Origin of the sequence: Paenibacillus sp. RC334 (assembly GCF_030034735.1) — a bacterium.
Classification (GTDB): domain Bacteria; phylum Bacillota; class Bacilli; order Paenibacillales; family Paenibacillaceae; genus Paenibacillus; species Paenibacillus terrae_A.
The window spans coordinates 5,299,134-5,323,165 of record NZ_CP125370.1 but is presented as its reverse complement, the minus strand read 5'-3'; the positions used below and the strand labels follow the sequence as shown (position 1 = coordinate 5,323,165).

The following is a 24,032-nucleotide window of genomic DNA, read 5'->3' as shown; positions in this document are numbered from 1 at the left end:
GTAACGAGATCCAGAGACAGATCCGTGCACAGGAGACAACCAGAGGTATACCATTTACCCATGTCCTGTGATTTGTATGGATGAGAAACCGTTCCAAACTACTGGATGACGCACGAAAACCGATCCCGATGAAGCCCGCCGAGCCAATGCACGAAGACTCGGAATACGTGCACCATGGAACCTGTAGTATCTTTATCTTCACCGAACCACTTGCAGGCTGGCGGCACGTCAGTGTTCGTCCTCGTCGCACAAAAATGGTGTGGGTGGAGCAAGTTCGGAAATTGTTAGACGTTCATTACCCGAGTACACCCAAAATCCGTTTGGTGATAGGCAAATTGAATACCGACTCAATAGCCTCGTTATATGAAGCTTTTGAATCCGAAACGGCTTTGCGTCTAGACAAACGGCTGGAAATAATCCATTACACCCCCAAACATGGCAGTATCCCACTTCAATGAACCCGCAGGTTATGAGCATTGGTTGCGCAAAAATCCAGTGGAGCGACGTGTTGGCCGGATCGCTCATCTGAAGCGGGGAATGATGGCGCGCTACATCTATTATCATTACCAGCTGCAGGAGGAACATGCTTTTTTGGGAATAAGTATGAGAATATCGCGATGCACGAGAATTTGCTGTTCGGCTATCAGGAATTTCACGCTGTCATTGAGGTGACTGTGATTCCGGGTCGTCTCGGCACAAAAGGTCCCCCTGTCCCTTGGGAGAATTCACGAATGGACTTGCACTTCCAGCCATGGGACGACGGGTATCTGTACTTTAAGCCGATCGAGCCTATTTACGCCTATTCCATCTCTTAACTTCATACATATGTCTGTAATCAATCGGAAGAGGTCCTGCAGGACCTCCTTTTGTGCGCTTGGCAGCGCATCGTGCTAACGGGTGAAGGTCCCCCGGTACACCGCGAGATGGCGGAAGTACATAGCTGACTCATAGTGCTCTGTCCGTGAGGAAGGGTGCTGAGGATGAGAAGGCAAAACCCGGAACAGGCGGCAAAACCAAGTTGGCCGGCAGAGTAGGACAACCTTGCAAAAGAAAGGAACGTCCCATACCATCCGTAACTCTTGTAGGTTAAGAGGACTGGATTCGGGGGAAAGTGCGATGACGTGACCCAAGGAGATCTTATCCTCTCCGCGAAGCGGTAACTTTCGTTGATCGTGAGGTCAAGAACGAAACGACGGAGGGTAAGAAGTCAGACGTAGGGATAGTAGTGAAGAAGCTTGCCGGAAAGGCCGCAAAGGCAAGTGAATTGGCGCAGAGTCGCCGATGCAGGCGCCGACTTGAAAAGGCAGTGACCTGGTGCGAAGCCCGAAACCGTGAAAGAGAAGTGCTGAAAAAAACTGCCATGTACCAGGCAGAAGCCGGGGAGCCACGAAGCGCGTAGAACCGGGGTCGAACATAATGGTAGACCGTCTGGGGTTAAGGACCAACCATGCACTCGGAATACTGCCCACAGGGCTAATCCGCTGGGTGTTAGAAGGGAAGTAGATAAAGCATGGAGGAAAAGACGAAAACCGTCAGGCATTTCCGTGAAGGAGAAGGTGGCAAGAAGCGCAGATGGTATAGCCTCATCGACAAGATTTGGGCAGTACCAAACTTGGAGGAAGCCTTTCGAGAGGTGAAACGCAATAAGGGAGCTGCAGGCGTAGACAAAGTGACCCTAAAGGCATACGAGTCTGAGTTGGAGAGCCATGTACAAGCCCTTCAGCACGCGCTGCGAAGCAAGACGTACCGGCCAAAGCCGGTAAAGAGAGTCCACATCCCGAAGGCGGACGGCACGTTAAGACCTCTAGGCATTCCTACCGTAGAAGACCGTGTCGTGCAAGCGGCAGTCAAACGTATCCTGGAACCCCAAATGCGGCTTAATTAAGAGTTCGGTGCTTTCATCGACAACGTCGATGTTTCAAGGTAATTAAAATAGCCTGTATCGGCCACAATTGTGGTTTTTTGATCATGAAAAACTTGCTTTGTTTTCTGCACCATGTTGGACAGCTGCCCTTGATCGTTGACATCATTGACCGTATCGCAGTCCACGATTAGTTTATACTTGCTGTCCACCGCAGTTTGAACATTGAAACAAACTTCATGCTTCCCGTTATTTTTCATTGATTTAGCATCCGAATCGGTAACGCAAAGCTGATTTTCACCCGTATCCTTAAGTTCTTTTTAATTACCTGCAACGCATGCATTCGCTTTTGATAATCCTCTAACTTCTCTGTGATTTCCTGCTTTTTTTGGCGATTGTTCTCCGTTAAAAAATCACGCAAGTATTCATCGATTTTTTGATCGATGTACTCTAGCTTCTTACTGATAACATTAGTATTAAAGTGTTGTTTTTTAGAGCAGTCCGCCTTTAATTTTGTACCGTCTATCGCGACAAGTTGACCATCGATCAATCCGAAACCTTTTAACATTAAGGTGAACTCTTTAAACAGCTTTTTTATAGCTATTTGGTTATTCTTCATGAAAGCAGATAATGTGCCATGGTCCGGCTGGAGCTTGCCAATTAGCCACATCAGTTCAATGTTTCTTTTCGTTTCGGTTTCCATCTTGCGAGAGGAACGGATGCCGTTCATATAGAAATAAAGATAGAGCTTGAGAAGATCCTCCCGGCGATAGGGTTTTTGCCCGGCTTTGGTACTCTGATACATCTGAAAACCCCAATTCTTCCAGGGCCAAACTATCGACGTAGGCATCAATGACTCGGACAGAATTTTCTTCTTCTACAAAGTCGTCCAACGTATTTGGCAGTAAATAAATTTGATATCTATCTTCACCTTCGATATAAGGCATACACGCTCATCTCCTTATATAGAAATTCGACAAAGGACATCCATTTTCATGCCAAAAAACGAGATTTTAATAATTGTTAGCCAGTCTGACGTACGGTTTGATGAGAAGGGGCTGGCAGTCCCAGCCCTTTACTCTACCCTTGTCCTGAAGATGTGGGCTATTTGACGCTTACGATGTAAGTGGTTACTACTTAGGTACCTAAGTAGTAACCATAAAGCAAAGCAAGAAGCGGCACGCATTCACGACGTGAGAACAAAACGATCAACATCGAAAGTCTGCAAGTGAATATGCTTAAAAACAAGCAGTTGACTAAATCCATTGCAGATTAATCATGGAGAGAATTTGTGCGGTCAGCTTTCTTATAAAGCGGAGTGGTATGACCTGAGAACTTCAAATCAATAGGTTTGATAATCAAAGAATCCCCCGATTGTAGCCTTACTAAGTGGCAGGAGTGTTCAACATGAATACTTAATAGTTAGAGACCTAATTAGCGAATTTACAGATTGCACGTTGTTCTGTTCGGTATCTTTGGAATCTGTCTGCTTAATTGAATGAGTTCTTCGCCTTTAATGGGATGAATCCAATAATAATTCGGATTCTTATTGGATTCATTCATATCCATGTAAGTGATATTTTCACCCCATCGTACGGCTTCGTTAAATTTACTTCCGCCAGGATATTCGCCTATTTTGCCTCCACAAGCCATTGCAAGCGTGACAAAAAAAACCTCTTCTAAGGCGTAAGCCTCTGAGTTCCTAATAAGAGGTTCGACGACTGAATGTTCGACATGAGTGAGCATACGCTTGACTATTGCACGAGTGTAAACTTGACCAGGGTTAAAATAACTCTTATAAATATTAGTTTTGAAAATAGGCTTCCATAAATTCCATTCAATTACCATACTTTCGATTGGAACTGAATTTGGATGATCAATAGAATTTTCGAGTCTCCATCCTATGCAATCATTTTCTTTCATAATCTCGTCAAGAAATGTTTCGAAACCATGCTTGATAAAAAGCATATCATGATCAACATTCATTATATAGTCGTAATCTAGTTGCATAGTTTCGATCCAATTCATAATTTCCCAAAAATACGGCGCGATATTTCCGTATTTCAATGGATGACTCTGAGGATAAATTAATACATTCATATTTTTAGCAAAATTAACATTCGTACCTCCATTGTACAAAACAATGCCGGCATTTGGATTAAAATAACGAATGTTATCTATCTGAGCAGTTAATACATCTTCGTCTTGATGCGCTAGCAGTGCAAAAATTAATCGTTTGTTTTTTAGCTTTTGTGGCGATGTATCGAACTTCACATTAACACCTCTCTCATATATGTTGGCACATAAATAATATACTTCCATTTTAACTTCTTTTTGTCAATAAATAAATGTACGTACAAGTAATTGGGTTGATCGTGTTGCGTTACGTAAAGACTTGCGTAATGTGATAACGAATGAATTATGAAATACCTAAAGTGTTTCGAAAAATTTAGAGACAAATATTCGTAAAACTTTTCTTGATCTTCAAAGCAACAAAGGATATCAAGATCACTACCACTTACGTTCAGGTTAAGGGGTAGTGTACCTACTAGGACAGGGGTAAAACGAGAGAGCGTTTCCATAATGCATAATTCTTTTAAAGAATCGTAGGCCCTTTGTTGAATCAATGATCCAGCGGATAAGTAATGGGTATCAAACCAGTTTGATTTACTCTGTACTTTGTGAAAATGCGTTAGTCATATGTTAAGTAAGTAATATAAACATAATTGACTAGTATTGACAAGTCAATAGTCTAGTAACTATAATTCACTCTCAAGATACCCATGAGGCATAAAAACCTTGGGTACACATTCTATAAGGAGTGATTAATTAAAATGCAATTGAAACAATTAGAGGAAAAATCGTTTATCCGAAATGTCTTGGGGAAGTATGCCTCTACAGCCAAAATTGAGAAATTTGATGGCTGTATTATTTTAAACCTTTCTGAATTTACTGGGGATCCGAGTGCACCATACCTTGTCTAACTCGATTGATCATCCCTCATACATTAAAAGAAAGTTAACTCTGGAAGAAAATTTAAGTTTTATGGAAGATGGGCAGCAGCATGTACATGCGGTAATGTTTTAGCTATGGGAGCTACACCTAAAGGGTTCTCTCTTGACTTATCGGCCCCACTCGAAACAGAGGTAAGTGATATTGAAGCCATAATGGAAGGTGTGCAGCAAACGTTAACCAGTTTGCTCTTGAGCCTGGTTATGATACGCCAATTACACATGGGTGGACAGTAAAAGCTGAACTTTGGCCAGAAGTTCAAGCTATTTAAGATCTGTCTGCATGTGATAAGCAACCTGTCTAGGAAAAAAGACAGATTATCCGATGGGGTAAGTCGCCTTTATATCGACGAATTCACCTGAAAATATGCTTAAAGTCATAAATTTTAACAGTATTAATCAAGGAAATATGTTGCATTTTCAAAATTTGTAAATATAATATAAGAAAAGGTTACGGTAATAGGTTAATTAATTAATATTGTTATTAACAATAAACTTGATAAAGAGATGGGATTTCATGAGTTCAGTTCTTAGTAGTTTATGTAACGAAGATAAGCTTCTTATTGAGATAGCACATAATATTGACTCTCCCGAAGGAATAAACATACAAAATTACGTCGATATAGACTGGGAATCATTTTTTGATAGAGCACAAATCAGAAGATGTTTCTAGTACCATATAACTATCTTAGAGAGCTATTATCGGTTGGTGTTAGGAAAAATTTGGTAACAAAGTAAGTAAGCTAATAGAGGAAGGACAGTTGTACTTAAACGAACTGGATAGGCTAGCTAGATGTGCTGAAGATCAAAAAATACCTGTAGTATTAATGAAAGGAGTTGCTCTTTCAAAATTGTTGTATGATGATATTTATTGAGGGGTATTGGTGATATTGATTTACTTTTAAATAAGCGCTTTATAGGGGAAATGAAAGAAATAATGCTGAATTTGGGATATACAAGAAGTGTTTCAAATGATGAATTTATTCCATCCACAGATAATGACGATATGGGAATTTTCTATGAGTTGGCCTTTATCCTTGAGAACCAGCTCACTTATGCCTCGCTTATCGTCTGATGTTAGGTATATTACCAAAACCACTTCACAAGTGGCGTGCGTGTCATCATTATGAGCTAATTAGATAGTCATAAAATAATTAGAAGGTAGGTAGGTAATGAAGAAACAAATTCTTAGACTATGTTCCGTTTTTTCACCAGATTTAGAGTTATTCCCATTTTTTATAGACCACTACAAAAAAATAGGAGTTGATTCTTTTCATATAATTTTACATCTACCTGAGAATATGCTTCATCTAATCGATGAAAAACTGTTAGTATTTCGAGAGCAAGGCATAACTCCCGAAAAAATATATACAGGAAATTGGAGCGGTGGAATAACAACATCGTTGATAAATGAAACAATAAATAAATATAGTGATGATTGGTTTATTGTTGCTGATTCAGATGAATTTCAAATTTATCCAAATGATATCAAAAAAATAATTAATTCTAAAAATGACAACGTTGATTATATTTCAGGCTGTTTATTAGATAGATTTGCACAAGATGGAGATTTACCATTAATAAATTATGATAAATCAATTTGGGAACAATTTCCTATGTGTGGGTTTTTTGCTTTTCCTATTGCCGATTCATGGCCATATAAAATAACCGCATGTAAAGGACACATAACGTTGAGTGAAGGCAGCCATGCAGTTATTGCTGAAGATCATCTAATAACAAATGAAATTATCTGCCAAGTTCATCATTTCAAATGGACAGGCTCGTATATTAATAGAACCCAAAAAAAACTTAAACAAGAATCTAATGGAGAATGGGAGGATGATTTTTACCCTTTTTATGGTGACGAGCTAAGGCGGGCTTTAGACTACTTAAATAAAAATAACAATAAATTTAATATTAATTCTGAATTATTTAGAGTTGAATATTCTCCTGCACCTAAATATGAATGTTATTCGAAATGGAATGAGATAGCACGTATGTTAGAAAGCTGGGATAAGCAAGATAGAGAAAAATTTAGAGATACTTTACTACAAATCAGCATGTAGAAAAAAAGAGGTGCGTCCTGCGTGAGAAATGCATTTAATTTATACTGCATCACAATTGCTAAAGGTATTCGTCAGTTTACAACCTATCGCACCAATATTTTTGCGGGGGTAACTTCAGCATTGTTTATGTTGGGGGTGCGTTATGCATTGTGGATGGCTTTATATGAGACAGGAAATGGCGGAGATTCTACATTAATTGAAACTATAACCTATTTTGTGGTAATGGATATTCTTATGGTGTGGACAACATCGACATTTAGCGAATCTATTGGAAAAGATATCCATTCCGGGGATATTTCTCACGCTCTTACAAGGCCATGTTCGTATCATTTTCAACTTTTGATGGGCTTGCATTCAAAGGCAGTTGTAAGTACGTTTACAAGTTCCCTTCCTATTTTTATTGCAGCTACCGTGTTAATCGGAATTTTACCCCCCGTATCCGCAGTAACTTTTGGAATTTTTATTTTAGCCGCAATAATGGGGGGAATCATATATATTTTAATTGACCTGATAATCAGCTATTCAGTCTTTTGGCTTATGGGTTTTTGGTATATTCGCTTGTACAAAGGGGCATTGTTTATGTTGTTTGGTGGCACAGTCTTGCCACTATGGTTTTACCCCGATTGGTTAAGAGCCGTGAGCGATGTTTTACCTTTCCAATTCTCCTTATTTATTCCTATGGAAATTTACTTGGGGCGTATACGTGGTGATGGTATAGTTACGCTTCTAGTAATGCAAGTATTTTGGATTGCATTACTGTTTGCCTTAGAGCGATTTGTTTGGAGTAGGGTTCAATATAAAATTGTAGTCCAGGGGGGATAAATTCTGCATACGTTGCGAGTGTTTTTTACAATTATTAAATATGTGTATCGATCAAGTTTTGAATACCTTGGAGCGTTTTTAGGCGGTATTGTTGCACAATGGTTTAGCTATAGTATTTCAATACTAATGTTGTTTTTAATGGTGTGGAATTTTGGTTCATTGGCTGGCTGGGAGTCAACGGAAATCATTTTTATGTATGCCGTATGGTTATTGACATATGCTTTGGGGGCATCTTTCACTACGCATATGTGCAGAGGTTTCCCTAATATGGCTATAAATGGTCAACTCGATGAGGCGTATACTCGCCCAATGTCACCATTTTTTTATGTAATGGCTACCACATATAATGCCGGATTTATTTCGCATATTTCATTATCGATAGGGGTTTTGGTGTATAGCATTGCGCAACTTGGTATCTCTTGGACTGTATTACATTGGCTTTGGTTTGTAATAGTCATTATCAGTGGGGCGGTTATTAATGCTTGTATGATGCTTATATGCGACATGCCTGCGATCCGGACTCGTTCTAAGTCACCTACGAGCATGTTTTATTCGGAAGTGCGGGGTTTTACTCAGTATCCTATTACCATTTATCCGCGTGCTATTGTATTTGTATTTACAACAATACTGCCCTTTGGGTTTACCAGTTACTATCCCATTCAAGTTTTGCTTGGAAAAGAAGATGGTATAATGCCGCAAATAACTATGTGGCTGGCACCAATCGTTGCTGTTTTGTTGGTTGGGATTACTGCTTTGTGTTGGCAGGTTTTAAGTAGCAAGTATGAAAGTGCAGGTACGTGAAACTTAAATTATGTTCATTGTAGGAGGTGGGCTTATGCCACAAATAGAATTATCAAATGTGACTAAGGATTATAAAATCCGCAATCGTGAAAGCAATCGTTCCGTTTTTGCAGAATTTATTAGACCTCGCTATACAAAAAAATGCGCTGTGAGAAATATCAATTTTACCGTCGAACAAGGAGAGATGGTGGGCTTTATAGGTCCAAATGGTGCAGGTAAATCTACAACAATTAAAATGCTTACGGGTATCCTTACTCCTAGTTCGGGTACAGTGCGTGTGTTTGGCCATGATCCTTGCAAGAACCGAACAATGAACGCCCTTAAAATTGGGGTATTGTTTGGGCAACGTTCTCAAATGCTATGGGATTTACCTGTGCGTGATACTTTTGAAATGTTTAAGATTATGTACAAAATCAAGCCCCAGGATTATAAACGTCAGCGAGATAGACTTATTGAAATGCTGGATATGGGTGATTTTTTATCTCAGGCTGTGAGACAGTTAAGCTTGGGGCAACGTATGCGGGCTAATTTGGCATTATGCTTTTTGCATCAACCTCAAGTAGTTTTCCTTGATGAGCCAACCATAGGTTTAGACGTGCTTGTTAAAGATAGAGTTCAGGAATTTTTGAAACAAATTAACAAAGAGGAGAATACCACTATTCTACTTACCACGCACGATACTAAAGATATTGAAGAAGTGGCTCAAAGACTCGTGTTAATCGACAAGGGAAAACTATTATTTGATGGTGAACAAATTGATTTCCACGAAAAATATAAAGAAACCGAGTATATTTTAGAGGTTGAGTTCGATCAGTCTATACCACCAATAATTCACGAACATTTTCAATTGCAAAGAGTCGAAACGCAAAAACATTTCTATAAAATCCTTCATAATCAAATGCGAACGGGAGAAGCTATCAGCTATGTTGCTTCCCGGTATAATGTGGTGGATATTCGGGTACGAGAATCGTCGCTGGAAGATATTTTGAAAAGTTTGTATAAATAGTAAGAATATAAATAATAAAACTAAGCGAAGGATTTATGAACTGTTCAAAAATAACTTGTGTTAGTGAGATGGATGCAAAAACGGCGGTTTTTGAGCTAATTGGATAGTCAAATAAATCATTTTAGGATGATTTATTACGCTATACTGTTGCAAAATTCAAATTTATGTAGACTTTTCGGCACTTTTCTTTCATTCCTGTTTGTGCCGACTTAGTCGGAATGGAGATTATTATGAAAAGAGTTGGAATTATTACTCTTTATTACAAAAACTATAATTACGGTGGCCAACTTGGAGCTTATGCACTGCAAAAAGCTATAGCTAAGTTAGGATTTCATTGTGAGCAAATTACATTCAAGTGGCTAAACGAATACACCTTACAAGCATATGAAAGTGCTAAAAGTGCTGAACATTTTAGGACTTTTTCCGAAAGCATTCCCCACAGCGAACGCTTATATACAGTATCTGATATTGCAGAATGTGTTGATGATTACGATATTTTTGTTTGCGGTAGCGACCAAATATGGGGTTTACCATGGGTTATTTCCGATGACATTTTACCCTGTATGGCACTTTCTTTTGTTCCAGCATCAAAAACGAAAACTGCATACGCAGCAAGCATGGGAGGAGCAGAAATAGAGCCCGATCGAAAAAATATCCTTGCTCCACACGTTAATTCCTTAGACTTTGTTTCTGTTCGTGAAAAAAGTGCAATCCCTTTTGTGAAAACGATGAAAAATGGAGAGGTTACTCATGTATTGGATCCTGTAATGCTTCTTGATAAATCCGAATGGGATGATATAGCTGCTACTCCGCCAGAAAAAGCCTATATACTCACTTATGATTTACGAGATACAGGGGTTCAGGAATATGCTGAAGCACTTTCACAAAAGTACGGATACGAGATTATATCTCTTGCAACTGCTGGAGCAGCTACGTTTGGTCCGAAGGAATTTGTAGGGTACATAAAACACGCTAAGTATTTTATTACTAGTGCTTTTCATGGGGCTGTTTTTGCCATTTTATATAAGGTTCCATTTTTGGTTTTCCCGGTATCTGATAATCCACAAGACCCCAAATCAATGGATTCAAGACTGATAGCTCTGCTGGATACGTTTGGCTTATCTTCTTGCTATGTTTATGATACATCAAATATTCCAAATATTGATGATGTTACTTTTCATCATATAGACGAATCAAAAACAAGTGCATTTCGTCATGATTCACTTCAATTTCTTAAAGATGCTTTGGAATCTTAAAATAAACCAAAGCATGTGTGCGCTAGGCGAGGGCATTTTACAAATGCGGATGAGTGTTGTCAAACATGAAGGAAGGGTTAATTTATGAAAGGAATATTTGACGAATTTTGACCTTGATATTCAAAAGACAATGGTTAGTGGCCGTGACAGCGGAGCAGAACATGTATGGCGAAGCCCGTAGCGTATAAGGCTACTGGAAGAAATACGCCGTTTTAATAAAAACATTGTAGCCGTAGTATGCGCGGGCCTTCCCCTTGCCCTTGAAGGCCCGTCTATTTACGCCAAAGCCATGTTATACGCCTAGCACAGCGGTATTGAAGCGGGCAGAGCCGTTTCCGATATATTGTTTGGTAATGTGAACCCCTCATCCAAACTTCCCGTGACCTTTCCCCGCAGTACGGGGCAAATCCCTATCTACTATAACTACCGTGTCTCTAGCCGCCCCACAGATGAGTATTACGGGGAGTTCTTTGTTGTGAATTTCTTGTATCTCCACTATACATTCGATTCAGTTCCACGCCTGTTGATTAACCATAATAAGTAATTTAATTCATAAAACTAGAAGTACTCTGGAGAAGAATGCGTTGAATTAGAATTAGCCATTCACCAGGCAGTTTGTGAAGAAGGGAAAGTCGGGAAAATCTGGCAAAGGAAAGAATGGCGTGTTTGGGCCACGTCGTTTGAGCAGCATCAAATAGCCATTTGAGCAGGACATAGACGATGAGCGCGCAGAACAGTTGCCCATAGACCGCATTTTAGGTCGTACCAAACAGCGTTGGAATATTCAAATGTTGCTTGATCCAACGAAAAAAAACCTCAATCTGCCATCGAGCTTTATACATCTGTGCGATTTGTTCTACCGTGACCTGCATTAAATCGGTCACGACTCGGATGTCTCGGCCTTCAAAATCTTGAAACATCACCACACGATGACGCTGCTTGGAACGACACTGCGGTGTCCCCAATTGGCAAGTGATATCTCGAATGACGGATGAATCTGTCTTTGGGAGACGAGAAAGGGCATGAGGTCTTTCCAAATGAACGTTGTCGCGAAGCCGAATGACGTTTTTGAAGTCATCCAGACGCTCCAGTTTCCATAAGCACGATCCATCACCAAAATGTAGTCTGGCTGAGCCAGCGCTTCACTCATAGGGCCCTCATGCTTGGAACCCAGCGATTCGACGACCTGAAGAGGTCGCCCGTTTTCGGCTCGTAAAGCCACATGAAGTTTAATGCCAGAACGCTCTCCGTGATAAGGAGCCCAGGGGAGTCGTGTTTTTCCCACCGTCACGGTCGTTGAATCGATGAGGAGTAATTCTTTGGGAAACGTAAGTTTTCGGCGTGTTTCTCGGCTACACTTGTGAATGACCCGATGTAAAAGCTCCTGAAATAGAGCAAAAGGGACTTCGGCGGCTTTGGTAGAAAAACAAGAATAATGAACTACAGGCAGGCCACTGCGATTGGCATGATCCACACCCGAACGATAACCGTCCCATTGTTCTAAAGCAGCTGTACACCAGTAATGAAGTAAGTGGGTTACCGTGAATTTACGGGCTTTGTCTTCATAATCAACTTCCTTGACAACGTTTTGCACTTCTTCTGGTGTCAGAATGGATTGAAGGATAGATGTAATCGTGATAGACTTTTTCATGGAGTCGTCACCTTTCGGTTAAGTTTGTAGAGGTACAAACATTTTACCGAGTTGACGGCTTTTTTTCTACCATTTAGTGGTTAATCAACAGGTGTGTCTCAATGTAGATATAGTTTTGAGTTTAATCATGAGCATCCTTGCCTTGGTTGGAAGATGTGATTCGAAATTTTGAGGAAATATTGGATGATATGCACTGTATGATATAGGAAATAAACCAGTTAACACTTGATAATGATTATCAATATCTTTATTATATAAAGATAGGATGAAGTTTTGATGAATATCGTGCGTTAAGCCCGTGACTATATATTAGATAAGGGAAAGGAATGATTCCGAATGTTTCGTCTGAAAACGGCTAATCTGGATATTGCTTATGAAGATCGGTTGATTGTGGAGGATCTGAACGTTGAAATACCGCAAGGGAAAATCACAGCATTGGTGGGCGCAAATGGCTCCGGCAAGTCCACCATTCTGAAGACGATGGCTCGCATCATGAATCCTAAAGGCGGCAGCGTTCTGCTCGATGGTAAATCCATTCATAAGCAATCCACCCGGGAGGTAGCGAAGCAGTTGGCTATTTTGCCGCAAAATCCGACTGCACCGGAAGGATTGACTGTGACGGAACTGGTATCTTACGGACGTTTCCCCTATCAAAAAGGCTTTGGCTCTATGAAAGCAGATGATCGTAAAATGGTAGAGTGGGCCATTCAGGTGACAGGAATGAGCGAGTTCCACGATCGCCCGATCGACCAGCTTTCTGGCGGTCAGCGCCAGCGTGCATGGATTGCCATGGCGCTTGCGCAGGATACGGATATTTTGTTTCTGGATGAACCGACTACCTTTTTGGATATGGCGCATCAATTGGAAGTGTTGCATTTGTTAGAGTATTTGAACACTTCGGCCGAACGTACCATTGTCATGGTCGTGCATGATTTGAACCATGCAGCCCGGTACGCCCAGCATATGATCGCGATCAAAAAAGGGAAGGCCGAGGCTGTAGGAACGCCAACCGAGGTCATGTCCCCTGACGTGCTGCGCGAGGTGTTCGGTATTGAAGCAGATATCGTAACAGATCCTCGTACAGGTGTACCGCTGTGTCTTCCGTATGCTTTGGCCGGACAACCAGCCGTAAGCCAAGCCGCAAAGGGATTGAAACTGGAAGAGAATCAACTGGTGGGCTCCGTTTCCGAGCGGCGTGAAGCCAGACCACAGGTAGCGGCAAGAGGATAAAGGAGACCTAATGAAACCACTGGATTATGATCAGCTTGAGCAATTAGCGCGAATAGTGACAGACACACCAGAAGATGCGGTATACTCCGGGCCCGTGGCAGAATGGCTTGAACCGGATAAGCTTGGCTCTGTGATAGAGTATTATGGTGAGTTGCTGCGTGCGGAAGACGGCTTGACCACAGCCGTTTATTTTGTGAACCAGCTGCGAGGTCTTGTGTTTGCTCAGCATTTTATGGTGTCTTTGTGTGAACGCCGTCTCGATCTGTCCGTTTCCAATCTCAGATTTCATATTTGTTATCAAGGGAAATATCCCGCCATCAGCTTTCAGGTCATCGACCAAACAGAGCTGGACAACATCAGGCAAGACGAGCATCATTCATCCGGGCAGGCGCAACAGGCGTTGCGTGACTTTTACAGCTTGCAGATCAGACCGATACTGGAGGCGATGGCTTCGGTAGGAGGTGCATCTGTTGGACAGATGTGGGGACAATTTCCGCTGACTTTGCTGTATTTTAAGGATAGAGTCCAGCCATCGCTAACCGATCCACAGGATGTGGAGCATTTTGAACAAGATTATGATTATGTGACACGGGAGCTGGAGGGAGAGGTATTCGGGCGTAAAAGAAACCCGTTTACGGTTCGTCTTGTTGAGCTGGATAACCCTTACCGTCCTGGTGAGAAGGCATATATGAAACCGTCCTGCTGCCAATATTACAAGACAGGTGGAGGCCAGCGGTATTGTTTTGCGTGTCCAAGGATGTCTGCTTCAGAACGTGAAGAACGCAGACTCGAAGTGGTGGCGTCTCGCTAAAGTCGAGGGATGTTGGCGTGCCCGTCTCGTTTTGGGTAAAATAGGTGATGAAACTTAAACCAAGCGAAACAAAGGAGGGTGCTATATGTCTGTCTATTCACATCATGCCGTAACACCAGCGAATCAGGAGGTTCCTCTGGATACCTACACCGGTAAGGTGATGGTCATCGCGAATACCGCAAGCAAATGCGGACTTACCCCGCAATATGGGGATTTGCAAAAGCTATATGATGAATATAAGGATCGGGGACTGGTTGTATTAGGCTTCCCTTGTAACCAATTTGGCGGTCAAGAGCCGGGCAGCAGCGAGGAAGCGGCTGAATTTTGCCAACTGAATTACGGGGTTAATTTCCCGGTATTCGCTAAAGTGGACGTTAACGGTCCGGATACAGCACCTCTGTTTGAATATTTGAAAAGGCAGCAGCCTGGAGAGCAGGAAGATGGCACGATTCAATGGAATTTCACGAAATTCATTGTGGATCGTGAAGGTGTGCCTGTGGGGCGTTTTGAACCCAAGGAATCACCAGAGGCGATGAAAGCGGCTATCGAGCAACTCCTGTAATAGTTTCCAGCTTAGTCAGAAATATACGTTTAGATAAGGTCGAATCTCCGTTGTTTTCCGAGATTCGGCCTTTTTTTGCTTTCTGTATTTCACATTTGATTGATCGTTGCAGTAGCATTTGAAAGCCTGATAAAAAGGCATAATCAAGCCCCATACGGGAAAAACTGAATGAAGCAAAGAGGTGTTGCAGCAAACGATTGACGTTGTATCTTCCTGACTTTAAAAATGTGGACAAATTGTGAATATCATAAATAGCTATTGTAATGTGAAAAATATCACACTATAATAAGTGCATGAAGTGAAATAAATCACAATCAACAAAGTAGTTACGTGAAACAATTCACAATTATTATACATTTTATGCCCACACCAAGGAGGAATTCAACATGAAAGTAGCAGTTATCGGATGTACACACGCAGGTACGGCAGCCATCGTCAACACAGCCAAATGCTATCCAGATGCAGAAATTACCGTTTACGAGCGTAATGACAATATTTCGTTTTTATCCTGTGGTATTGCACTGTACGTAGGTGGTGTCGTCAAAGATCCGCACGGATTATTTTATTCTTCCCCGAATGAACTGGCTGAGCTGGGTGTCGTGACCAAGATGCTTCATGAGGTAACGAATGTCGATACAGCAGGCAAAACGCTGCAAGCACGCAATCTCCAAACAGGAGAAGAATTCACGGACACCTTTGATAAATTGATTGTAACTACAGGCTCGTGGCCTATTATTCCGAAGCTGGAAGGTATTGAGCTCGATCATATTCTGCTTTGCAAAAACTATAATCATTCCAATGACATCATTGAGAAAGCCAAGCATGTACAGAACATTACAGTTGTCGGAGCCGGATATATCGGTGTTGAGCTGGTGGAAGCTTTTCAAATGAACGGTAAGAACGTTACGCTGATTGACAGCGCGGATCGTATTTTGAATAAATATTTGGACCCGGAATATACAGACCGAATTGAAGGTTCCTTGAAGGAACATGGCATCAAGCTGGTGCTGGGAGAAACAGTGAGCCGTTTTGAAGGAAGTAACGGTAAGGTGAATAAAGTGGTTACATCCAAAGGAGAATATGAAACAGAGCTTGTTATTCTCTGCATCGGCTTCCGTCCTCAAACGGATCTGCTTAAAGGTCAGGTAGACATGCTGCCCAACGGCGCGATCATTGTGGACAATTATATGCAAAGCAGCTGCCCGGACGTATTTGCCGCAGGCGATAGCTGTGCAATACGCTACAACCCGACAGGCAAAACGGCTTATATTCCATTGGCAACCAACGCTGTTCGTATGGGTACGCTGGTGGCACGCAATTTGGTTCAGCCGACCATTGCCTATATGGGAACACAGGGAACTTCGGGTATTAAAATTTATGAAGATAATATTGCAGGAACAGGTTTGACGGAAGCGGCAGCAGCGGACGAAGGCATGGCTGTAGAGGCCGTAACCATTGAGGACAGCTACCGTCCTGAATTTATGCCAACCTCGGAAAAGGTGCTGCTGAAGGTTGTATATGAGCAGGAAACACGGAGAATTGTCGGGGCACAAATTATGTCGAAGGTAGATTTGACCCAATCGATTAATACCCTGTCGGTGGCGATCCAAAATCATATGACCATTGATCAACTGGCCTTTGTGGATTTCTTCTTTCAGCCGCATTATAATAAGCCTTGGAATTTCTTGAATGCAGCGGGTTTGCAAGCATTGCCGCTGATATCTGAACGGAAGCCAGTTACCGTATAATTCATTTTGTCTGTGACATTGTTCATAAGTTTGTCAACAATATGAGACGTACAGATGAATCCTTATAGTACAATATAGAGAGCATAAGGATTAGGGGGTAAGTGATTTATGGATTTGTTTTATATCCTTTTTCTTGTAGCCGTGGCGCTGGTAGGACTCGGAGGAGTTATTTGGTTCCTGAGGGCAGTTGAAAAGGAAGAATATAACTAAATCATAGGCACTTAGTGGCGCGGTAGATGCAAGAATACACGAAAAACAGTCCTTTATCCAAGGGCTGTTTTTTTAATACTCATTAAAGTGATTTTTTTCACAAACAAAATCACTGATTTTAAATAAAATATGAGAGAGAACATTCGAGTGAAAAGATGTTAAAGGAGCGGAATATATGGCAAGTTATAAACCGGGGCAGATTGCTGAAAAGACGGTGGAAACAGGAGTGGCCAAAGCGAACAATCCATGGACTGTGGCAGTGGTATTGGGATTTTTGGCAGGTGCATTTATTGCGCTTGGATTTTTGCTGGATATACGTGTTATCGCAAGCGCGCCCAAAGAATGGGGAAGTATTGCTACTTTTATTGGAGCAGCCGTGTTCCCTGTAGGTCTGGTATTGGTATTGATCGGAGGCGGAGAATTGCTGACCGGTAATATGATGGCTGTGCCACTGGCGAGATGGGCAGGACGGATCAAGACCGGGGCGATGTTCCGTAATTTGGCGATTATTACGCTTAGTAATTTTGCGGGCGCGTTGTTTGTTGCCTTTTTCTTTGGTCATGTGCTGGGTTTAACCGAGACAGGACCTTATTTGGACAAAGTGGTGGATATGGCGGGACACAAGCTGCATGAAAGCTTTTTGCAATCGTTTATATCCGGTATTGGATGTAACTGGCTGGTAGCGCTGGCTGTATGGCTGGCGTATAGCACGGATTCGATCGGTGGCAAAATTATGGGGATCTGGTTCCCGACGATGGCCTTTGTAGCTATCGGATTCCAGCACGTTGTAGCCAATATGTTTCTGATTCCGGCGGCTATTTTCGCAGGTCATTTTTCATGGGCAGATTATGTCATGAACTTCATTCCGGTTTGGCTGGGGAATTTGGTGGGAGGAAGCATGTTCGTAGCTGGAGCTTACTGGTTGGCATATTTGAAAAAGCCTCATTCCGCTGTACATTCTGTGAATGATTCATCTCAGGCATCTTCATCTACTGCAACAACTCCGTTGAGTGACCATGCTTGATTAAGCAGCGCTTTGGAAAAATGGGAACAAAGTAAATCCGCCATGACAGGTCCGGGGGAACGAAACCTGTCATGGCGGATTTTTTTGGGAGTGGTCCATGATTTGGCATGGAGGATGAGTGTGCTCTCGTCAATAATGCCTTGATCTCTTTTACCCTTGGTATTCATTACTGAAACAGGTATTGTCAAAAATAATATAGAATATTAGAAATCCGTTTTGCTGTGAGCAGCAAGCGGATTTTTTGAGCTTTGTGGACGGATTTGGGTTGGAAAAATCCTTCTCTTGCCATAGGACATAGCTGTATATATGATAAGAACAGTGTAATTTTTGGAAACGGTAATGGAAAGGAGCATCAACATCATGGATCATCGCAACAGCGCGTCTCCTGAGGCTGTGCTTCAGCAAGACTTGCAAGGGAGGCAGCGAGTGACGGAGCGTACGGACGGTATTTTTCCGGCTGTATGTCCGCTGGATTGCCCGGATACGTGCGGGCTCCTGCTTCACAAGGAAGATGGAAAGATCGTCAAGGTGACCGGTAATCCGGATCATCCTATTACGAAGGGGGCCATTTGCAACAAAGTTCGCAATATGACGGAGCGAGTGTATGACCCCGAACGGCTGCTCTATCCGTTGAAGCGTGTAGGTCCCAAGGGGCAAGGGAAGTTCGAACGAATTAGCTGGGAGGAGGCAGTGGATACCATTACAGGCCGCTTCAAGGAACTGATTCGCACGGACGGACCGGAATCTATTCTCCCCTACAGCTTTTACGGCAATATGGGCGTGTTGAGTGTGGACGGGATGGATCGCCGTTTTTTCAATGCGCTGGGTTCAAGCCAACTGGACCAGACGATTTGCAGTGTGGCTGGGAATGAAGGCTGGGCATCCGTCATGGGTTTTAAGGGTGGCACCAGTCCGGAGGATACAGAGGATGCTGACCTCATTATTGTATGGGGTGGAAATGTCATCAGCACCAATATGCATCAAGTGGTATTGGCTGAGAAGGCACGTAAAAAAGGTGCCAAGGTGATCGTCATTGATGTCCACCGCAATCGGACAGCGCAATGGGCGGATTGGTTCATTCCGCTCTACCCGGGAACGGATACTGCGCTCGCGCTGGGTGTTATGCACGTACTGTTCGAGCAAGGGCTGACGGACGATGAATTTTTGCGCCGCTATACGGTCGGTCATGAGGAACTGCGCGAGCATGTGAGGGCATATACCCCGCAGCGGGTCTCACGTATTACAGGTGTGCCGGAGGCAGATATTATTCGTCTGGCGGAGATGTATGGACAGGCACGAGCGGCGTATATCAACATTGGCAACGGGCTTCAACATCACGATAATGGCGGCATGAATGTACGCGCGGTTACATGCTTGCCAGCGCTCACCGGGCAATGGCTGAAGCACGGCGGGGGAGCATCACGTTCCAATGGGGCTTACGGCAAATTCAACGGTGCCAACCTGGCGCGTCCTGATCTGCGTAAGAACCCGGATGCCCGGGCGATCAACATGAACCAAATCGGCGAAGCGCTGCTACAGAAGGACGAGCCGATCAAGGCGCTGTTCGTGTATTGCAGCAATCCGGTTGTCGTAGCACCTGATGCTGATCGGGTGACGCAGGGGTTTGAACGGGAGGATCTGTTTACGGTCGTTCACGACCTGTTCCTCACCGATACGGCCCGCTATGCGGATATTGTACTGCCAGCGGCGTCTTCTTTTGAAGGCACAGACCTGTATAAATCGTATTGGCATCATTATATCCAGATGCAGGCGCCTGTCATTGCACCACTCGGGGAAAGCAAAAGCAACTATGAGCTGTTTAGCCTGCTTGGACAGGCTATGGGCTTTGATGAGGCTGCTTTCATGGAAAGCGAAGAGGACATGATCGCGGGTGCACTTGATAACCCGACGAATCCTTATCTCAACGGTGTGACTTTGGAAGCCTTAAAAAAGTCACCTTTTGTCAAACTGGACATGACGCCGAAGGCTACCTATCTGGATCGTCTGACTACGCCTTCAGGCAAGATTGAGCTGTATTCGGAAAAGATGAAGCAAGCGAGTCTGCCCGCGATGCCTTCGTATGTGCCGCTGATTGAAGGATACGACGGAGAGCATCGACCGCAAGCGGACGAGCGGTTTCCGCTGATGTTTATTTCGCCGCCGAATCATAATTTTCTGAATTCCACGTTTGCAAATTTACCGAAGCATCAGCGGCTGGAACGGGAGCCTTTGCTGCAAATTCATCCGGAGGATGCTCAGGCAAGAGACATCGCGGACGGTGATCCGGTTACGGTATGGAACGACCGGGGAACGTATGAGCTGAAAGCCAAAGTCACGGATCTGATGCTGCCTGGTACGGTGATTAGCCAAGGGTTATGGTGGGAAGGTAAAGGACGCAGACAGCGTGCCAATGTGTTAACCTCTGACCGACTGTCGGATATGGGGCGGGGGGCTACTTTCTTTTCAACGGTGGTGAATGTGAAGCGTCAATGAGATAATGTCTTTTTATGGTGTCAGATGCTAAAGGAGAAACAGAATATATGAAATGGTTGGATTCTTATCCGAAAGAAGTGAAAGTGTTTCTTGTCGCCAGCCTGATTAATTCCGCCGGAAGCTCTCTAATGTGGCCGTTGGTTAGCATGTATGTGTTTGACGAGCTGCACCGCAGTATGGGAGATGCGGGGATTGCGATTTTGGTGCAGTCCCTGGGCGGGATTTTTGGTCAGGTGCTAGGAGGAGCCCTTTATCACCGCATTGGGGCCAAAAAACTGATTGTCGGCTCGCTGGCAATGAACGCGTTGGGACTTCTCACGCTTCCTTTTACCAGCGGTCACTGGGTTGCGTTTGTTATTATGATGGGCTTTATCGGCTTTTTTAATGTCGTATCTGTGCCCGCGATTCAGGCATTTGTAGGTTTTCGCTTTGCTGACCGTCGTGGAGAGCTGTTCAACATTATCTATGTTGCCAATAATATAGGGGTGGCGTTGGGTACTGGACTGAGTGGCGTTCTGGCCGATCTCTCCTATCAGCTCAGCTTTGTCATGAACGGGATTACCTCTGCGGTATTTGCCGGGTTTTTCTGGTCCTATCTGAGCAGGGTCGACCGGGAAGAGGGGGAAGTTCAGCTCAGCAAGTCCGTGAAGAAAAGAACAGAGGAAATACCAGCGCGGCTGCTTTTCCGTGATACCAGGCTGTATCTCTTCGTTGGGTTGGGCTCGCTCTTTTTATGGTTCGGTAATTCGATCTGGAATACGGGCGTATCTCCATATATTATTGAGCAGGGCTTGCCTAAAACGATGTACGGGCTACTATGGACACTGAACGGTGTGCTTATTTTTGCTGCACAGCCGATTATTTTCTGGCTCAAACGTCTTTATGCCCGTCACGCTTCGGCTCAAATGACGTGGGCAGGGGGATTTTATTTGGCAGCTTATATCGTCATGTTAGGCACACAGAACTATACGGGGATGATATTCGCCATGGTTTTGGCGACCCTGGGAGAGATGCTGATCGCACCAGCGGTTCCGGCATTTTTGTCCGACCATGGAGGTCGGGGAGCACCCTTTTACATCGGGTTAGTCGGGGGGATTGGCGCTGCCGGACGGGTGATGGGGCCTTATATTATGGGGAGGCTATATGATGGCGGAGGTCTGCCACCCACACTTTGGCTGGCAGCGGGCGTGGCGGTTTTGTCCATCCTGTTCTTTATTCTGCATAGCGGATTGAACCGTTCCCGCTGTGAAGAGGATGCTTTTGAGACTACTACGTCCAAGGCAGACGTTTCCAGTACTTAAGTCCTAATAAAGACTGTGACAAGCCCGTGATTATGGTACAATAAATGACGAATGGTTGCTGCCTATACTTCAGGAACGCCTTCACAGGAAGGATTGAAAGAAATTGCTTACAAGTCAACCCCTGACGATACGTCATTCGGAGATGAAGGATGCTCCTGATCTGATTGCGCTGGATGAATTGGTATGGAATGAACGAACGGCCCCCGCCTCGCTGTCATGGAAGTCGCGTGGGGAGTTTTTGCGCAATACGCCTCCGGGCTCTCAACTGGTCGCTATCGAACAGGGAGTGCTCTGCGGTTATATCGGATTTCGTTCTCCAACGCTGTTGGCTAGTAATTGCCATGTGTTAGAAATAAATATAGCCGTGCATCCAGCCTATCACCGCAACGGTATTGGGATGGCGCTTATGAACGCCATGAAGGATATTGCAGCCGCTGAGGGCATTCGCAAATTAAGCTTGCGGGTACTCTCGTGCAACACGGAGGCCCTAATGTTTTATGAAAAATGCGGATTCTCGATCGAAGGACGTTTGCATGAGGAGTTTTACATAGCGGGCCAATTCGTGGACGATGTGTTAATGGCCTATTTCTTAAAATAGACATGGATTCTATAGCTCAATCAGCTTCTTATAGCATCCTATAAGCCGTTCATAAGGAACAGCGCCGCAGACCCTAAACGGGTTGCGGCGCTGTTTTATGGTGCAAGGTTACCGAAGCTGTTTCCACTCGCTCTGGAGCATGCCGTACACAGCATGGTTCATATAGCCGTCGGGCAGCAGTTCCGCTTCGCGGATAATACCTTCGAGCACGAAGCCCAGACGCTCCGGGATCCCCCGGCTGCGGCGGTTGGTGGTGGCGCAACGGATTTCGATCCGGTGAAGGTCCAGCTCTATCAGCGCATACTCGATGAATACGCGGCATGCGCTGGTCATAAGACCTTGTCCTTCGTAACCGTGTCCAAGCCAGTATCCAATGCTGACCGAACGGTGAGTCCAATTGACTTCATGGTAGCTGATGATGCCAGCCAACTCATTATCCAGCCAGATTCCGGCGGTCACGCTGCCGTTCTCTGCGGCTTGCTTTAAGGCGCTCTGCACAAACTGCTCTGTGTGGCTGACTTCCGTAGTGGAATCCACCCATGGAAGCCACTGACGCAGGCGGTCACGGGACATTTCGATCAGCTCAAACAGAGGCTGCACATGCTCCTTGGTGAGCGGACGAAGGACGGTGCGTTCGTCCAACGCGTATGTAAACATGATTGATCCCCTCTTTCACTCGGAAAATCGCTAAACCAGCCAGTCTAGCATTTAATCCCATGCTACCTTATTCTGCGAGAGTCGTCAAAATGGAGAGGAAGCTGCAAACTCAATAGGTCCCACCCGGAACCGTCCATGCTCATATACATACTTCAGCTCCAAATCCCCTACAAATTCGGTTGGGGATACGCTGCCCGATACGGTGGCGCGTAGAGGACGTTGTTCGGCATCGTACATGACGACAGAGCTGAAATCGAGGCGGTCTGTAAAATGGGCTGGATCATCGTAAAACGCCGATGCTTTAGGGTCGAGCGTGTGTGTGATGCCATCAATCGTGACTGTAATATGCACCTGCTGGTTGTGGTCACACAATTCTACACTGCTGTGAACCCGCCGGGACACAGCATCTGCCGCCGATTCAACCGGATATTCGTCCATGGTCTGTGCGTTGACGATATGAAGCTCCTGCAATTCGACACCTGTGCCTGAGGCGAGGGTCAGGATGACTACAGCTTCGTGAACGCCATCGCCGTTTACATCCGTATAGTACAACTGTGGTGCGGTGGCGACATCTGCTGAGCCTGACCATGCGAATGTACGACGCTGCTGGCCGATTTTCAGCGTGGCTGTACGGAATAGCCCCTGGGACGGCTCCTCAACATACAATTTTACGGATGAGTCTTCAGGAGCGACGGCTAACGGACGCGATTGTATGGGTTCAGGTGCCGGATCCGGTGAAGGATGACCGGAAATTATACTGGAAGAGGACAAAAGCATAGACAGCAGGATCACGATGAGTAGCTTAAACACGGGTGGGTTCTCCTTTTCCGGGTAAAATAAAAGATATATACACTATAACGAATTTATTTGTCAGAAATGTTAACTCTTTTTCATAACTTGTTACTTTTTGGGCTGAAGAGGGCA

27 protein-coding genes and 1 pseudogene are annotated in these 24,032 nt (G+C 44.0%); 20 read left to right on the top strand and 8 right to left on the bottom strand.

Annotated features, from left to right (window positions below; all coding sequences use genetic code 11):
- The first annotated feature begins 80 nt into the window (after positions 1 to 80).
- The 3 genes from QMK20_RS27825 to QMK20_RS24420 all read left to right on the top strand — a co-directional run bounded on the left by QMK20_RS27825 (position 81) and on the right by QMK20_RS24420 (position 1,885).
- Complete coding sequence (locus tag QMK20_RS27825) at positions 81 to 458, top strand: transposase (protein ID WP_404580054.1); 378 nt, start codon at positions 81 to 83, stop codon at positions 456 to 458.
- A 159-nt stretch (positions 459 to 617) separates the two neighbouring features.
- Entirely contained in the window at positions 618 to 815 is a 198-nt protein-coding gene (locus QMK20_RS24425; RefSeq protein WP_235332247.1) for a hypothetical protein, read from the top strand.
- 695 nt (positions 816 to 1,510) lie between these two features.
- On the top strand, positions 1,511 to 1,885 hold the full coding sequence (locus tag QMK20_RS24420; protein WP_283653635.1) for a reverse transcriptase family protein: 375 nt from the start codon (positions 1,511 to 1,513) through the stop codon (positions 1,883 to 1,885).
- Here QMK20_RS24420 and QMK20_RS24415 read toward each other — a convergent pair.
- The 4 genes from QMK20_RS24415 to QMK20_RS27820 form a co-directional block, all read right to left on the bottom strand.
- Positions 1,882 to 2,121 carry a transposase gene (locus tag QMK20_RS24415; RefSeq protein WP_283653634.1) on the bottom strand — a complete coding sequence of 80 codons (240 nt, stop codon included), beginning with the start codon at positions 2,119 to 2,121 and terminating at the stop codon, positions 1,882 to 1,884. The two genes, QMK20_RS24420 and QMK20_RS24415, sit on opposite strands and share 4 nt — an antisense overlap.
- Positions 2,118 to 2,666, bottom strand: a complete 549-nt coding sequence (locus QMK20_RS24410) for a transposase (protein WP_283653633.1) — start codon at positions 2,664 to 2,666, stop codon at positions 2,118 to 2,120. The genes QMK20_RS24415 and QMK20_RS24410 overlap by 4 nt, the downstream gene beginning before the upstream one ends.
- Before the next feature lie 638 nt (positions 2,667 to 3,304).
- Positions 3,305 to 4,135, bottom strand: coding sequence for a hypothetical protein (locus tag QMK20_RS24405; RefSeq protein WP_283653632.1), 831 nt, complete (start codon positions 4,133 to 4,135; stop codon positions 3,305 to 3,307).
- Positions 4,132 to 4,488 carry a DUF4269 domain-containing protein gene (locus tag QMK20_RS27820; RefSeq protein ID WP_404580053.1) on the bottom strand — a complete coding sequence of 119 codons (357 nt, stop codon included), beginning with the start codon at positions 4,486 to 4,488 and terminating at the stop codon, positions 4,132 to 4,134. The genes QMK20_RS24405 and QMK20_RS27820 overlap by 4 nt, the downstream gene beginning before the upstream one ends.
- Before the next feature lie 207 nt (positions 4,489 to 4,695).
- Between QMK20_RS27820 and QMK20_RS24400 the strand changes: the two genes are divergently transcribed.
- The 9 genes and pseudogenes from QMK20_RS24400 to QMK20_RS27810 all read left to right on the top strand — a co-directional run bounded on the left by QMK20_RS24400 (position 4,696) and on the right by QMK20_RS27810 (position 11,367).
- A complete protein-coding gene (locus QMK20_RS24400; RefSeq protein ID WP_161797171.1) occupies positions 4,696 to 4,845 on the top strand; it encodes a hypothetical protein in 150 nt (49 codons plus the stop codon).
- Between the two features lie 72 nt (positions 4,846 to 4,917).
- Positions 4,918 to 5,109, top strand: a pseudogene (locus QMK20_RS27815) (hypothetical protein); the annotation flags it as partial.
- Between the two features lie 634 nt (positions 5,110 to 5,743).
- Complete coding sequence (locus tag QMK20_RS24395; protein ID WP_283653631.1) at positions 5,744 to 5,947, top strand: hypothetical protein; 204 nt, start codon at positions 5,744 to 5,746, stop codon at positions 5,945 to 5,947.
- A gap of 97 nt (positions 5,948 to 6,044) precedes the next feature.
- On the top strand, positions 6,045 to 6,938 hold the full coding sequence (locus QMK20_RS24390) for a hypothetical protein (protein WP_283653630.1): 894 nt from the start codon (positions 6,045 to 6,047) through the stop codon (positions 6,936 to 6,938).
- 21 nt (positions 6,939 to 6,959) lie between these two features.
- Positions 6,960 to 7,760: an ABC transporter permease gene (locus QMK20_RS24385; RefSeq protein ID WP_283653629.1), complete on the top strand. Its 801-nt coding sequence runs from the start codon at positions 6,960 to 6,962 to the stop codon at positions 7,758 to 7,760.
- An 18-nt stretch (positions 7,761 to 7,778) separates the two neighbouring features.
- Positions 7,779 to 8,561 carry an ABC transporter permease gene (locus tag QMK20_RS24380; protein WP_044646180.1) on the top strand — a complete coding sequence of 261 codons (783 nt, stop codon included), beginning with the start codon at positions 7,779 to 7,781 and terminating at the stop codon, positions 8,559 to 8,561.
- Between the two features lie 34 nt (positions 8,562 to 8,595).
- Complete coding sequence (locus QMK20_RS24375) at positions 8,596 to 9,567, top strand: ABC transporter ATP-binding protein (RefSeq protein ID WP_044646181.1); 972 nt, start codon at positions 8,596 to 8,598, stop codon at positions 9,565 to 9,567.
- A gap of 230 nt (positions 9,568 to 9,797) precedes the next feature.
- The gene (locus QMK20_RS24370) at positions 9,798 to 10,823 is read left to right on the top strand and encodes a polysaccharide pyruvyl transferase family protein (protein WP_044646182.1); all 1,026 of its coding nucleotides are present in this window, start codon (positions 9,798 to 9,800) and stop codon (positions 10,821 to 10,823) included.
- 313 nt (positions 10,824 to 11,136) lie between these two features.
- Positions 11,137 to 11,367 carry a glycoside hydrolase family 3 C-terminal domain-containing protein gene (locus QMK20_RS27810; protein WP_404580059.1) on the top strand — a complete coding sequence of 77 codons (231 nt, stop codon included), beginning with the start codon at positions 11,137 to 11,139 and terminating at the stop codon, positions 11,365 to 11,367.
- A gap of 211 nt (positions 11,368 to 11,578) precedes the next feature.
- Here QMK20_RS27810 and QMK20_RS24365 read toward each other — a convergent pair whose 3' ends face one another.
- Together QMK20_RS24365 and QMK20_RS24360 are read right to left on the bottom strand one after the other, a co-directional pair.
- Positions 11,579 to 11,860, bottom strand: coding sequence for a transposase (locus QMK20_RS24365; RefSeq protein ID WP_161797173.1), 282 nt, complete (start codon positions 11,858 to 11,860; stop codon positions 11,579 to 11,581).
- A complete protein-coding gene (locus QMK20_RS24360) occupies positions 11,743 to 12,474 on the bottom strand; it encodes a transposase (RefSeq protein WP_283653628.1) in 732 nt (243 codons plus the stop codon). Before QMK20_RS24360 ends, QMK20_RS24365 begins: the two co-directional genes overlap by 118 nt.
- A 336-nt stretch (positions 12,475 to 12,810) precedes the next feature.
- Here QMK20_RS24360 and QMK20_RS24355 point away from each other — a divergent pair, with 336 nt between their 5' ends.
- From QMK20_RS24355 to QMK20_RS24320, 8 genes are all read left to right on the top strand, one after another.
- Positions 12,811 to 13,704: an ABC transporter ATP-binding protein gene (locus QMK20_RS24355; RefSeq protein WP_283653627.1), complete on the top strand. Its 894-nt coding sequence runs from the start codon at positions 12,811 to 12,813 to the stop codon at positions 13,702 to 13,704.
- A gap of 10 nt (positions 13,705 to 13,714) precedes the next feature.
- Positions 13,715 to 14,515 carry a hypothetical protein gene (locus QMK20_RS24350; RefSeq protein WP_283653626.1) on the top strand — a complete coding sequence of 267 codons (801 nt, stop codon included), beginning with the start codon at positions 13,715 to 13,717 and terminating at the stop codon, positions 14,513 to 14,515.
- 85 nt (positions 14,516 to 14,600) lie between these two features.
- Positions 14,601 to 15,077: a glutathione peroxidase gene (locus QMK20_RS24345; RefSeq protein WP_283653625.1), complete on the top strand. Its 477-nt coding sequence runs from the start codon at positions 14,601 to 14,603 to the stop codon at positions 15,075 to 15,077.
- A gap of 386 nt (positions 15,078 to 15,463) precedes the next feature.
- Positions 15,464 to 16,825 carry an FAD-dependent oxidoreductase gene (locus QMK20_RS24340; protein WP_283653624.1) on the top strand — a complete coding sequence of 454 codons (1,362 nt, stop codon included), beginning with the start codon at positions 15,464 to 15,466 and terminating at the stop codon, positions 16,823 to 16,825.
- Between the two features lie 385 nt (positions 16,826 to 17,210).
- Positions 17,211 to 18,059, top strand: a complete 849-nt coding sequence (locus tag QMK20_RS24335) for a formate/nitrite transporter family protein (RefSeq protein WP_283653623.1) — start codon at positions 17,211 to 17,213, stop codon at positions 18,057 to 18,059.
- 360 nt (positions 18,060 to 18,419) lie between these two features.
- Positions 18,420 to 20,552 carry a molybdopterin-containing oxidoreductase family protein gene (locus QMK20_RS24330; protein WP_283653622.1) on the top strand — a complete coding sequence of 711 codons (2,133 nt, stop codon included), beginning with the start codon at positions 18,420 to 18,422 and terminating at the stop codon, positions 20,550 to 20,552.
- 47 nt (positions 20,553 to 20,599) lie between these two features.
- Positions 20,600 to 21,853, top strand: a complete 1,254-nt coding sequence (locus tag QMK20_RS24325) for an MFS transporter (RefSeq protein ID WP_283653621.1) — start codon at positions 20,600 to 20,602, stop codon at positions 21,851 to 21,853.
- A 103-nt stretch (positions 21,854 to 21,956) separates the two neighbouring features.
- Positions 21,957 to 22,451: a GNAT family N-acetyltransferase gene (locus QMK20_RS24320; protein WP_283653620.1), complete on the top strand. Its 495-nt coding sequence runs from the start codon at positions 21,957 to 21,959 to the stop codon at positions 22,449 to 22,451.
- Between the two features lie 108 nt (positions 22,452 to 22,559).
- Here the strand turns inward: QMK20_RS24320 and QMK20_RS24315 are convergent, their stop codons facing one another.
- Positions 22,560 to 23,108, bottom strand: a complete 549-nt coding sequence (locus tag QMK20_RS24315) for a GNAT family N-acetyltransferase (protein WP_044646191.1) — start codon at positions 23,106 to 23,108, stop codon at positions 22,560 to 22,562.
- 84 nt (positions 23,109 to 23,192) lie between these two features.
- On the bottom strand, positions 23,193 to 23,918 hold the full coding sequence (locus tag QMK20_RS24310) for a copper amine oxidase (RefSeq protein ID WP_283653619.1): 726 nt from the start codon (positions 23,916 to 23,918) through the stop codon (positions 23,193 to 23,195).
- Between the last annotated feature and the right edge of the window lie 114 nt (positions 23,919 to 24,032).

What these genes read in the sequence shown, in the direction of transcription:
- QMK20_RS27825 (WP_404580054.1), top strand. Translation starts at nt 81, where the DNA reads ATGAGAAACCGTTCCAAACTACTGGATGACGCACGAAAACCGATCCCG.
- QMK20_RS24425 (WP_235332247.1), top strand. Translation starts at nt 618, where the DNA reads ATGCACGAGAATTTGCTGTTCGGCTATCAGGAATTTCACGCTGTCATT.
- QMK20_RS24420 (WP_283653635.1), top strand. Translation starts at nt 1,511, where the DNA reads ATGGAGGAAAAGACGAAAACCGTCAGGCATTTCCGTGAAGGAGAAGGT.
- QMK20_RS24415 (WP_283653634.1), bottom strand. Translation starts at nt 2,121, where the DNA reads ATGAAAAATAACGGGAAGCATGAAGTTTGTTTCAATGTTCAAACTGCG.
- QMK20_RS24410 (WP_283653633.1), bottom strand. Translation starts at nt 2,666, where the DNA reads ATGTATCAGAGTACCAAAGCCGGGCAAAAACCCTATCGCCGGGAGGAT.
- QMK20_RS24400 (WP_161797171.1), top strand. Translation starts at nt 4,696, where the DNA reads ATGCAATTGAAACAATTAGAGGAAAAATCGTTTATCCGAAATGTCTTG.
- QMK20_RS24390 (WP_283653630.1), top strand. Translation starts at nt 6,045, where the DNA reads ATGAAGAAACAAATTCTTAGACTATGTTCCGTTTTTTCACCAGATTTA.
- QMK20_RS24375 (WP_044646181.1), top strand. Translation starts at nt 8,596, where the DNA reads ATGCCACAAATAGAATTATCAAATGTGACTAAGGATTATAAAATCCGC.
- QMK20_RS24370 (WP_044646182.1), top strand. Translation starts at nt 9,798, where the DNA reads ATGAAAAGAGTTGGAATTATTACTCTTTATTACAAAAACTATAATTAC.
- QMK20_RS24360 (WP_283653628.1), bottom strand. Translation starts at nt 12,474, where the DNA reads ATGAAAAAGTCTATCACGATTACATCTATCCTTCAATCCATTCTGACA.
- QMK20_RS24355 (WP_283653627.1), top strand. Translation starts at nt 12,811, where the DNA reads ATGTTTCGTCTGAAAACGGCTAATCTGGATATTGCTTATGAAGATCGG.
- QMK20_RS24350 (WP_283653626.1), top strand. Translation starts at nt 13,715, where the DNA reads ATGAAACCACTGGATTATGATCAGCTTGAGCAATTAGCGCGAATAGTG.
- QMK20_RS24345 (WP_283653625.1), top strand. Translation starts at nt 14,601, where the DNA reads ATGTCTGTCTATTCACATCATGCCGTAACACCAGCGAATCAGGAGGTT.
- QMK20_RS24340 (WP_283653624.1), top strand. Translation starts at nt 15,464, where the DNA reads ATGAAAGTAGCAGTTATCGGATGTACACACGCAGGTACGGCAGCCATC.
- QMK20_RS24335 (WP_283653623.1), top strand. Translation starts at nt 17,211, where the DNA reads ATGGCAAGTTATAAACCGGGGCAGATTGCTGAAAAGACGGTGGAAACA.
- QMK20_RS24330 (WP_283653622.1), top strand. Translation starts at nt 18,420, where the DNA reads ATGGATCATCGCAACAGCGCGTCTCCTGAGGCTGTGCTTCAGCAAGAC.
- QMK20_RS24325 (WP_283653621.1), top strand. Translation starts at nt 20,600, where the DNA reads ATGAAATGGTTGGATTCTTATCCGAAAGAAGTGAAAGTGTTTCTTGTC.
- QMK20_RS24315 (WP_044646191.1), bottom strand. Translation starts at nt 23,108, where the DNA reads ATGTTTACATACGCGTTGGACGAACGCACCGTCCTTCGTCCGCTCACC.